Source organism: Mycobacterium sp. (assembly GCF_049281135.1).
Classification (GTDB): Bacteria; Actinomycetota; Actinomycetes; order Mycobacteriales; family Mycobacteriaceae; genus Mycobacterium.
In genome coordinates this window covers 1-10717 of sequence record NZ_JBAPRN010000783.1, presented here as the reverse complement: position 1 = coordinate 10717, position 10717 = coordinate 1, and the positions used below count along the sequence as shown (strand labels likewise).

The 10717-nt window shown below is 64.6% G+C and carries 12 protein-coding genes; 3 read left to right on the top strand and 9 right to left on the bottom strand.

Going from position 1 to position 10717, the window contains the following annotated elements; genetic code table 11:
- From WAN02_RS31000 to WAN02_RS30980, 5 genes are all read right to left on the bottom strand, one after another.
- A partial coding sequence (locus WAN02_RS31000) for an elongation factor Tu (RefSeq protein WP_422269196.1) occupies positions 1-747 on the bottom strand: 747 nt, incomplete at its 3' end.
- 103 nt (positions 748-850) lie between these two features.
- The gene (gene fusA, locus WAN02_RS30995; RefSeq protein ID WP_422269195.1) at positions 851-2956 is read right to left on the bottom strand and encodes an elongation factor G; all 2106 of its coding nucleotides are present in this window, start codon (positions 2954-2956) and stop codon (positions 851-853) included.
- A gap of 83 nt (positions 2957-3039) precedes the next feature.
- A complete protein-coding gene (gene rpsG, locus WAN02_RS30990; RefSeq protein ID WP_343571739.1) occupies positions 3040-3510 on the bottom strand; it encodes a 30S ribosomal protein S7 in 471 nt (156 codons plus the stop codon).
- Entirely contained in the window at positions 3510-3884 is a 375-nt protein-coding gene (rpsL, locus tag WAN02_RS30985) for a 30S ribosomal protein S12 (protein ID WP_007767794.1), read from the bottom strand. Before rpsL ends, rpsG begins: the two co-directional genes overlap by 1 nt.
- Before the next feature lie 282 nt (positions 3885-4166).
- The gene (locus WAN02_RS30980; protein ID WP_422269194.1) at positions 4167-4814 is read right to left on the bottom strand and encodes a TetR/AcrR family transcriptional regulator; all 648 of its coding nucleotides are present in this window, start codon (positions 4812-4814) and stop codon (positions 4167-4169) included.
- A 146-nt stretch (positions 4815-4960) separates the two neighbouring features.
- Here WAN02_RS30980 and WAN02_RS30975 point away from each other — a divergent pair, with 146 nt between their 5' ends.
- The 3 genes from WAN02_RS30975 to WAN02_RS30965 are packed head-to-tail and all read left to right on the top strand — an operon-like array spanning position 4961 to position 6987.
- Complete coding sequence (locus WAN02_RS30975) at positions 4961-5338, top strand: DUF3060 domain-containing protein (protein ID WP_422269193.1); 378 nt, start codon at positions 4961-4963, stop codon at positions 5336-5338.
- A 5-nt stretch (positions 5339-5343) separates the two neighbouring features.
- Entirely contained in the window at positions 5344-5802 is a 459-nt protein-coding gene (locus WAN02_RS30970; protein ID WP_422269192.1) for a DUF3060 domain-containing protein, read from the top strand.
- A gap of 12 nt (positions 5803-5814) precedes the next feature.
- Positions 5815-6987, top strand: a complete 1173-nt coding sequence (locus WAN02_RS30965) for an FAD-dependent monooxygenase (RefSeq protein WP_422269191.1) — start codon at positions 5815-5817, stop codon at positions 6985-6987.
- Here the strand turns inward: WAN02_RS30965 and WAN02_RS30960 are convergent.
- The 4 genes from WAN02_RS30960 to WAN02_RS30945 form a co-directional block, all read right to left on the bottom strand.
- On the bottom strand, positions 6981-7748 hold the full coding sequence (locus tag WAN02_RS30960) for a crotonase/enoyl-CoA hydratase family protein (protein ID WP_422269190.1): 768 nt from the start codon (positions 7746-7748) through the stop codon (positions 6981-6983). The genes WAN02_RS30965 and WAN02_RS30960 overlap by 7 nt on opposite strands.
- Entirely contained in the window at positions 7745-8467 is a 723-nt protein-coding gene (locus tag WAN02_RS30955; RefSeq protein WP_422269197.1) for a PaaX family transcriptional regulator C-terminal domain-containing protein, read from the bottom strand. Before WAN02_RS30955 ends, WAN02_RS30960 begins: the two co-directional genes overlap by 4 nt.
- 16 nt (positions 8468-8483) lie before the next feature.
- Complete coding sequence (locus WAN02_RS30950) at positions 8484-9422, bottom strand: crotonase/enoyl-CoA hydratase family protein (RefSeq protein WP_422269189.1); 939 nt, start codon at positions 9420-9422, stop codon at positions 8484-8486.
- The coding region (locus WAN02_RS30945) for an acyl-CoA dehydrogenase family protein (protein ID WP_422269188.1) at positions 9419-10717 on the bottom strand (1299 nt) is incomplete at its 5' end. The genes WAN02_RS30950 and WAN02_RS30945, both read right to left, overlap by 4 nt.

The following is a 10717-nucleotide window of genomic DNA, read 5'->3' as shown; positions in this document are numbered from 1 at the left end:
GATGCCGACGATCTCGACTTCCTCGTTCACGTTGATCACGCCGCGCTCGACACGACCGGTGACCACCGTGCCACGACCGGTGATGGTGAACACGTCCTCGACGGGCATCAGGAACGGCAGGTCGGTCTCGCGGACCGGGTCCGGGATGGACTCGTCGACCGCGTCCATCAGCTCCTCGACGGACTTGACCCACTTCTCGTCACCCTCAAGGGCTTTGAGCGCCGACACCTTGATGACGGGGGCGTCCTCGTCGAACTCCTGGGCGGCCAGCAGCTCGCGGACCTCCAGCTCGACGAGCTCCAGCAGCTCCTCGTCGTCGACCATGTCGGCCTTGTTCAGCGCAACCAGGATGTAGGGCACACCGACCTGACGGGCCAGCAGCACGTGCTCGCGAGTCTGCGGCATCGGGCCGTCCGTGGCAGCGACCACCAGGATTGCGCCGTCCATCTGGGCGGCACCGGTGATCATGTTCTTGATGTAGTCAGCGTGGCCCGGCGCATCGACGTGCGCGTAGTGACGCTTCTCGGTCTGGTACTCCACGTGGGAGATGTTGATCGTGATACCACGCTGACGCTCTTCGGGCGCGTTGTCGATCTGGTCGAACGCGCGCGACTCGTTGAGTGCGGGGTATTTGTCATGCAGGACCTTGGTGATAGCCGCGGTCAACGTGGTCTTGCCGTGGTCAACGTGACCGATGGTCCCGATGTTGACGTGCGGCTTCGTCCGCTCGAACTTCGCCTTCGCCACTTCTGTGTCCTCCTGGACTTGTTGGTGCTTGTTAAAGCAGTGTTGTTATTTCAGTTGTGCCGCGGTCGTGACCGGGCAAGGTTACTCCGTCGACTTCGCTGGCTCACTCGCCGGTGGCCTTAGCGATGATCTCCTTCGACACATTCGCCGGAACTTCGGCGTAGCTGTCGAACACCATGGAGTAGTTCGCCCGGCCTTGAGTCTTCGACCGCAGGTCGCCGACGTAGCCGAACATCTCCGACAGCGGCACGTGAGCTTTGACCACGCGCGCGCCGCTGCGTTCCTCCATGGCCTGGATCTGGCCACGGCGGGAGTTCAGGTCGCCGATCACGTCACCCATGTAGTCCTCGGGTGTGGTGACCTCGACGGCCATGATGGGTTCCAAGATGACTGGCTGTGCCTGCGCCGCAGCCTTTTTCATCACCTGAGAACCTGCGATCTTGAATGCCATCTCGGACGAGTCGACGTCGTGGTAAGCGCCGTCAAGCAGCGTCAGCTTGACGTTCACCAGCGGGTAGCCGGCCAGCACGCCGTACTGCATCGCGTCCTGCGCACCGGCATCCACCGACGGGATGTACTCCCGAGGGATGCGGCCACCGGTGACCTTGTTCTCGAACTCGTAGGTCGCGCCATCCTCACCGGTGAACGGCTCGAGGCTGACGAGGACCTTCGCGAACTGGCCCGAGCCACCGGTCTGCTTCTTGTGGGTGAACTCGACCTTCTCGACCGTGCGCTTGATGGTCTCCTTGTAGGCCACCTGTGGCTTGCCGACGTTGGCCTCGACCTTGAACTCGCGGCGCATCCGGTCCACCAGGATGTCCAGGTGCAATTCGCCCATGCCACCGATGACGGTCTGCCCCGTCTCGTTGTCCTGGTGCACCTTGAAGGTTGGGTCCTCCTCGGCGAGCTTCTGGATGGAAAGGCTCAGCTTCTCCTGGTCGCTCTTGGTCTTGGGCTCGATCGCAACCTCGATGACCGGGTCGGGGAAGGTCATCGACTCCAGCACGACCTGGTGGTTGGGGTCGCTCAAGGTGTCACCGGTGGTGGTGTCCTTCAGCCCGATCACTGCGTAGATGTGACCGGCCGAGGCGGTCTCCACCGGGTTCTCCTTGTTGGAGTGCATCTGGAACAGCTTGCCCAGCCGCTCCTTCTTGCCCTTGGTGGCGTTGATGACCTGGCTGCCGGAATCGACCTTGCCGGAGTACACCCGGACGTAGGTCAGCTTGCCGAAGAACGGATGCGTCGCGACCTTGAACGCCAGTGCCGAGAACGGTTCGTCAGTCGACGGGTTGCGCGTGATCAACTCGTCTTCCTTGCCGGGAGCGTGGCCGACGGCAGGCGGCACATCCAGCGGCGACGGCAGGTAGTCGATGACCGCATCCAGCATCGGCTGCACGCCCTTGTTCTTGAACGCGCTACCGCACAGCACCAGGTAAGCCTCAGAGCTGATGGTGAGCTTGCGCAGCGCGCCCTTGATCTCGTCGACGGTCAGTTCCTCGCCGCCGAAGTGCTTCTCCAGCAACGTTTCGTCGGTCTCCGCGACAGCCTCGAGGAGCTTGTTGCGGTACTCGTCGGCCTTCTCCTGCAGCTCGGCCGGAATGTCGATGGTGTCGTAGGTTTCGCCCAGCTTCGTCTCGCCGCGCCAGACCTTGGCGTTCATCTCGACCAGGTCGACGATGCCCTCGAAGTCACCCTCGGAGCCGACGGGCAGCTGGATCGGGATGACGTTCGCGCCCAGCCGGTCTTCCATCGTCTTCACCGAGAAGTAAAAGTCGGCGCCGATCTTGTCCATCTTGTTGACGAAGCAGATGCGGGGCACGTCGTACTTGTCGGCCTGCCGCCAGACCTGCTCGGACTGCGGCTCGACACCTTCCTTGCCGTCGAACACCGCAACGGCGCCGTCCAGCACACGCAGGCTGCGCTCCACCTCAACAGTGAAGTCGACGTGCCCGGGGGTGTCGATGATGTTGATCTGATTGTCGTTCCAGAAGCAGGTGGTCGCCGCGGAGGTGATGGTGATCCCGCGCTCCTGCTCCTGCTCCATCCAGTCCATGGTGGCGGCGCCGTCGTGCACCTCACCGATCTTGTAGCTGATACCGGTGTAGTACAGGATGCGCTCGGTCGTCGTCGTCTTGCCGGCGTCGATGTGCGCCATGATTCCGATGTTGCGGACCTTGGTGAGGTCGGTCAGCACGTCCTTCTGTGCCACGGAAGTCTTCCCACTCTTTCGATTCTTGGTTGGTTCGCTGTATCCGCTCCGGCGACTCTGCCCTTATGGAGCCGGTCCCGCCCCTACCAGCGATAGTGTGCAAAGGCGCGGTTTGCCTCGGCCATCTTGTGGGTGTCCTCGCGTCGCTTGACGGCGGCACCCAGGCCATTGCTGGCGTCCAGGATCTCGTTTGCCAGCCGCTCGATCATGGTCTTTTCACGACGCTGCTTGGAGAAGCTGACCAGCCAGCGCAGTGCCAGCGTGACCGAGCGCTCCGGACGGACCTCGACCGGCACCTGGTAGGTGGCACCACCGACGCGGCGGCTGCGCACCTCGAGGGCAGGCTTGACGTTGTCCATTGCGCGCTTCAGCGTGACCACCGGGTCAGTGCCGGTCTTGTCGCGAGCTTGTTCGAGCGCACCATAAACAATGCGTTCGGCCAGCGATTTCTTCCCGTCCAGCAGGACTTTGTTGACCAGCTGGGTAACCAGCTGGGAGCCGTAGACCGGGTCGTTGACCAGCGGGCGCTTCGGCGCGGGGCCCTTGCGCGGCATTAGCTCTTCTCCTTCTTGGCGCCGTAACGGCTGCGAGCCTGCTTGCGGTTCTTGACACCCTGGGTGTCCAGCGAGCCGCGAATGATCTTGTAACGCACACCCGGCAGGTCCTTCACACGACCACCACGCACCAGCACCATCGAGTGCTCCTGCAGGTTGTGACCCTCACCGGGGATGTATGCGGTGACCTCAACCTGGCTGGTCAGCTTGACACGCGCGACCTTCCGGAGCGCCGAGTTCGGCTTCTTCGGAGTCGTTGTGTACACGCGGGTGCAGACCCCGCGGCGCTGCGGGCTGCCCTTGAGGGCCGCGGTCTTGACCTTGGCGACCTTGTCACGGCGACCCTTGCGGACCAGCTGCTGAATGGTTGGCATCTACCGGCTTTCTACTTCGTCTTTGTGTTGCTGCGTGATTCTGGTTCTTCTAAGTCTCTGTAGTGCAGTTATGCCCTTCCGCGGTCCCCCGCGGCCGGGTGTGTCGCATGCGCCCGCCGCAGAATCAATCCGTTGCGTGGTTGGCATGAGAATTGGCCCGGCGTGCGCGTCTTAGGTGAAGCGCCTAAAACCGCCAGGCACGAGCCACCACAATACCCGCCGCGAGTCGCGCAGGTCAAAGCGACGATGTCGGGGTCCGGTGGGCCGACTCACCGGCCGCGATTACAGGGCCTGTTCTGCACCGGATCCGCTGCGACGCTCCATGCCTGCGGCGAGCCGCAGCACCATATCCGAGAACACCGAGTCGGTGTCGATCTCGTCCATCACGCCGGTCATCTCCAGCAGCACGAAGCCGTGCATTGCCGACCAGAATTCCAGTGCCGCGTAGAAGGCTTGTTCGAGGTCAAGCCCGTAGGAGGACAGCACGGCGATCACCGGCGTGGCGGCAGCCCTGGTCGCAGCGGTGTATTCGGGATCGTCGCCGGCGCCCAGCGGCATCCGGGTGAAGGCCGAATACCGGCCTGGGTGGTGATGGGCATAGCTGCGGTACGCACTGGCCATCACCAACACCGCGTCGTCGCGGGCGCGGCCTTCGCCAACCCTGTTGAGCATCAGGATGATGTCGTCGATCACCCGGATCCGCACCGTGCGGCGCAAGTCCTCCAGGCTGTCGACGTGGTTGTACAACGACGGGCCCTTGGTCCCGAGCTGTGTGGCCAGGGCGTTGATCGTCAGGGCGTCCCAACCCTCGCGGTCCAAGAAGGTGAGCGCGGCGTTGACGATGATCTCGCGGCTCAGCCTTCCTCCGCGGGGGGACGACTTCGACCCGGCGCCCGACCGACCGGCCGATGACTCCGGCTCAGCTGGCATGGCACTCGCCCTTCGGTTGCATTCCCGGGTTGGTCGACGACTTCTCGTTGAAGCCACCCTGGAACGAAGAACTCTAGTCTGCCGACGACCCGAACACGTAGGCTCTGTTCGAGCAGATCACGCGCCATGGCGGGAGGAGCACGGGAGTGACATGGTCGATCCCCTCCCGAACCGCGGCGGTCTGCGCGGTCGCCATCGCCTGCACATCTGCCGCCGGCGCACCGACCGGGCACGCCAAAAACGGTGACACCCATATCACCGGCGAAGGTCTCGAGCAGACCGTCGACTGCAATGGCGCAACGCTGTTGGTCGACGGCACCAGGAACACCGTCAACGCGCTGGGGTCATGCTGGGCCATATCCGTGATGGGCTCGGGTCACACCGTCGTCGCCGACAACGTCGTCCACGACATCACCGTGTACGGCTCCAACGAGTCCATCTTCTACAAAAGCGGTGATCCGATCGTCTGGGACCGCGGTCGCGAACTCGGCATGACCAATCGCGTCAGTCACGTAGGGGGATAAGCCATATGCGCAACAGCTATGGCTCATCTCGACGTCTGGTCGCGGCAGCCGGCGTGGCGCTGTCCGCAATAGCGGTGTTCGGTATGGCCGGCTGCGGACCGAAGAACAACAGCACGGTTCCCTCGACCGGCTCGCCCACCTCGTCGACGCCGGCGCCGTCCACGACCAGCACGGGCGCCCAGTTCGACATCGGGAACACAATCAACTATGGATCACTGGGCACCACAACCACTCTCGATTGCGGCGACGGAAAGTCGTTGAACGTGGGCGGGTCCAACAACACGCTGACGGTGAAGGGCAGCTGCGGGACCGTCAGCATCGGCGGTGCCGACAACAAGATCACCATCGACAAGATCGACGAACAACTCAACGTTGTCGGGTTCAACAACACGATCAGCTACAAAGCGGGCGACCCCAAGGTCGACAACCTCGGCAGCGGCAACACCATCAACAAGGCCGGTTAGTCTTACGCAGCAATGCCATTCGACATCCTGATCAACGGCGGCGGCATCGCCGGTCCAAGCCTGGCCTTTTGGTTGACCAAGCACGGCCATGCCGCCACCATCGCCGAACAGGCTGGTGAACTGCGCACCGGCGGGCAGGCCGTCGACTTCAGAGGTCCCGCGCTCACCGTGCTGGAGAAGATGGGCCTGCTCGAGCAGGTGAAGGCGGGCGCCACCGAGATGGGACCCCTGGTGCTCGTCGACCGTCGGGGCAAGGAAGTCGGACGCTTACCCGCCGAAGTCATCAGCGGCGAGGTGGAGATTCACTGGGGCGATTTCACTCGCATCCTGTACGAAGCCGTCCGCAACGACGTGAATTACCGCTTCGGCGTTCGCATTACGGGCCTGAGCGACAACCGCCAAGGAGTTGACGTGACGTTCAGCGACGGGTCGACCGGCAGCTACGACCTTGTCATCGGCGCGGACGGGCTGCACTCCGGCACGCGCCGGTTGGTGTTCGGCCCGGAAGAACGGTACGTCACCCAACTGGGTCAGTGTTTCGGATTCTTCGACACCGAAAACCTTCTGCGGCTTGACCATTGCGGCATGGCCTACATCGACGCCGGCCGAACCGCGGCCCTGCAGGGCATCGACCCTGACAAGCCGGCCCGAGCGAGCTTGTTCCTCAGCGACCCGCACGTCACCTTCGACTATCGCGACACCGAAGGCAACAAGCGGCTATTCGTCGAGAGGTACGCGGGGATGGGGTGGGAAATTCCCACGTTGCTCGACGGCCTCGCCGAAGCTCCGGAGGTGTACTTCGATTCGATCGCCCAAGTCCACCTGGATTCGTACGCGCGTGGACGGGTGTGCCTGACCGGCGATGCGGCCTGGTGCGCCTCGCCACGCTCAGGCATGGGTACGACTCTCGCGTTGGTCGGCTCTTACGTGTTGGCTCACGAAATGCACGCGGCGGGTGGCGATTACGCCGCGGCGTTCGCCCGATATCAGCGACTGCTCGTGCCATACGTCGCGCGGTGTCAGAAGCTCGCGATCGGCGCCCTGAGAACCGAACGCGTCTCCTCGGGCCGGTTGGCCCCGCTGCGCAACGTCGCCCTTCGGATGCTAAGTATCCCAGCCGTCAGCAAACTGGTCGCCCGACAGTCGCTGGCGGCGGCGCGTTCCTTCAGCCTGCCGAACTACTGAGCCGCCGCGCCGTGGCGGCCGGCACCGGCGGCGAAACGTCCGGCACCTTCTGTCGCTTCGGCGGCTACCCGGGAGATGCTGGCGAATTCGTAGTCCAGCGCCTCGGTTTCGGGCATCCCCCACTGATGCAACGCCGACAGCCGATCCGATCGCATGCACTGTTGCGGCAGCGCGGCCAACTCGGCGGCCAGCTCCTCGGCGGCTGCCCGCGCTTGCCCTTTGGGCACAACACGATTCGCCAGGCCGATCGCCAGCGCTTCATTGGCGTCGACCGCACGGCCGGTGAGGATCATGTCCATCGCCCGGCTATGCCCGATCAGCCGAGGCAGCCGGATCGTGCCACCGTCGATCAGGGGTACCCCCCACCGACGGCAGAACACGCCGAACACGGCGTCTTCCTCGGCAACTCGCAGATCGCACCACAGTGCGAGCTCCAGACCGCCGGCAACCGCGTAGCCGCTGACCGCGGCGATCACCGGTTTTGACAACACCATTCTGCTCGGCCCCATCGGGCCGGGCCCTGTCCGGTGCACCACGTTGGCGTGCGGCGTGCCGAACGCTTTCAAATCTGCTCCGGCGCAGAAGGTTCCGTGGTCGCCCCACAGCACCGCGACGGATGCGGTGTCGTCACGGTCGAATTCCTCGAATGCATCGAACAGTCCGGTGGCGGTCGGTCCGTTGACCGCGTTGCGGGCCTCGGGCCGGTTGAGGATCACGGTGGTCACTGGGCCATGACGTTCTACACGTACCGGATCGCTCATGTCGCCTCCACTAGTCGAATATCGTCGCGCCGCTGCAGCAGTTCAGCGGCGAAGTCGTTGTAGGCGGCACGCAGCCGCGAGCCCGGCCAGTCCACGGGCAGCAGTTCCTCCGGCAGCACCGGGTCAGTCAACAGGTGGCGCACCATCGCCGCGGCCACCACGAAACCAGCGGGAACATCCGTGGCGTCCGACATGTCGGCGAGTAATCGGTGACCGGTGCGAGCCCAGGACGGCAGATCCCAGAGCTGGCCGGCCAACTCGGCGGGGTCGTCGTCGCGGGCCTGCATGATGCGCACCCGGGCGTGATCCTCGGCGGGCAGGTGGAGCTCGAGGTTGTCCGGCCGCATCCACACGCCTTCGCGGAGCTCACCGAAACGCTTGTGGTGCAGCATCGTTCGCAAGGCCGCACGGGTACGGGCATCGGTGCCGATGCTGGTGACGATCAGCGTGGTCCAGTAGCCGCGCCACGGCCGCAGTTGGGGACGCATGGCGTCATCCTGCCTGCGCTGGCGAGCAAGCAGCCGGTCAGCGAGCCGGTAGCCGTCGGCGGACCGGACCAGATCACCGGCGCTGACCATCCGGGTCAACGCGACCCGCAACGTGGCCTCCTTGATGCCGAAGTCATTGGTGAGCCTGATCAATTCGGCCGCGCTGGCCCACGCCGGATGGGCGCCGAGCAGCACGCTGAGCACCACCGACCGGGCGGGCATGCGGGCCAGCGATTTCGACATGGCCTTACACCTGGGACGCGCGACGGCCGTAATCACCGAACGGCTCGTCGCGGTGCTTGACCGCCTCGCGGAAGCCGTGCTCCACGGCGTCGGCGACGAATGCGTGGCCCTCGGGCGTGTGCCGGGCGACGCCGTCGAACACCGTGCTGACCATTCTGCTGGTGGCCACACCCTGTTGCAGCAGTGCGGAATTGAGCGCGAGTTTAACTATGATCAGCTGGTTGACCGGCACCGCGGCGATCCGCTCCACCAGGCGTTCGGTGCGCTCGTCGAGGTCTTTCGGATCCGGCGCCTCGACTGCCAGACCCCACTCGGCGGCTTGTGCGCCAGTGATGCAATCCCCGGTCAGCAGAAGACGTTTGGCACGCTGATCGCCCAGTCGGTGCGCCCACATCCCGGCGGCCGGCACTCCCCAGACCCGGGTCGGCGGATAGCCGATCTTCGCATCGGACGCGGCGATCACCTGGTCGGCGTGCAGCGCGATATCGGTGCCGCCGGCCACGCAATAGCCATGGATCTTGACCACCGTCGGCTTGTCCGCGTGCAACAGACTGGAAAAGCCACGCACGAAGCGACTCATCATCTGATAGTCGATCATCGGATCCCACGGCTGATTCGGTAAATGGTTGACCGCCTGGGTTTTACCGTCCAACGCGGTTCCGTGGTAGGCGCCGGTGCCGCCGGCCGAGCCGGTGCGATCGGCGTATGCGCTCAGATCGAAACCTGCGCAAAAACCTTCGCCACGGCCGGAGACCAAGATGACGTGCACATTGGGATCCAGATCTGCGCGCTCGACCAAGGCCGAGAGCTCCAGCGGAGTGTCGGCGATGATCGCGTTGCCCTTGTCGGGCCGGTTGAAAGTGATTCGGGCAACCCGATCGGTGACCTCATAGGTCATCGTCTTCAAGTTGTCGAAGTCGACCGGTCGGATCGCGTGCGTCATCCCTTTACCAGAGCACGCTCGATGATCGGCGCGAGATCCAACCCGGCGGGCATGGTTCCAAATGCGCCGCCCCACTGACCCTCGAGCCGGGTGGCCAGGAACGCTTCGGCGACGGCCGGGTGTCCGTGCCGCACCAGCAGCGAGCCCTGCAGCGCCAGGCAGATGTCCTCGGCGACCTTGCGGGCCCGGTATTGGATCGACTCGAGGTCGCCGAGCTGCGGACGCAGCTGCTCCACGTGGCGATCCAACCGGGCGTCCTGACCCGTGCTCTTGCCCAGCTCATCGAACAGCACCTCGATGCACTCCGGTCGAGTTGCCATAGCGCGCAATGTATCCAGTGCGCTGACATTGCCAGAGCCTTCCCAGATGCCCATCAGCGGCGCCTCACGGTACAGCCGCGGCATCCCGGACTCCTCGACATATCCGTTGCCGCCCAGGCATTCCAACGCCTCGCCGGCATGCGGTGTCGCGCGCTTGCACACCCAGTACTTGCTGGCGGCCAACCCTATACGGCGCAGCAGCGTCTCGGTCTCATCCCCGCGCACCGCACTGTCGGTGGCACCGGCCATCCGCATGGCCACCATGGTGGCGGCCTCGGCCTCGACCGCCAGGTCGGCCAACACGTTGCGCATCAGCGGCTGATCGATCAGATAGGCGCCAAATGCCTTGCGGTGCTGGGCATGGTGAACGGCATGGGTCAGGCCCGTCCGCATGCTGGTTGCACTACCCAGCGTGCAGTCCAGCCGGGTGAGGTTGACCATCTCGATGATGGTCGGAACGCCGCGGCCCTCCTCGCCGACCAACCACGCGGTGGCGCCGTCGTATTCGACCTCGCTGGAAGCGTTGGCGTTGTTGCCGAGCTTGTCCTTGAGCCGCTGCAGACGCATCCGGTTGAGGCTGCCGTCGGGCAGGATCCGCGGCAGGAAGAAGCAGGACAGCCCCTCGGGAGCCTGCGCGAGCACCAGGAAGATGTCGCACATCGGCGCGGACGTGAACCACTTGTGGCCAGTCAGCCGGTAGGTGCCGTCACCGTTGGGGGTGGCCTCGGTGGTGCCGGCGCGCACATCGGAGCCGCCCTGCTTTTCGGTCATCGACATGCCGGCGGTGAGCCCGACTTTGGTTGTCGGCAGCTTCAATTCCGGGTCGTATTCGCGGCTGGTCAGCAAGGGCTCGTAGATCGCGGCGAGGTCCGGGTTGAACCGCAGCGCGGGAACGACCGCGTAGGTCATCGAGATCGGGCACATGTGGCCGGGCTCGGCAGTCCAGACACTGGTCTTGGCCGCGCGCACGACGTG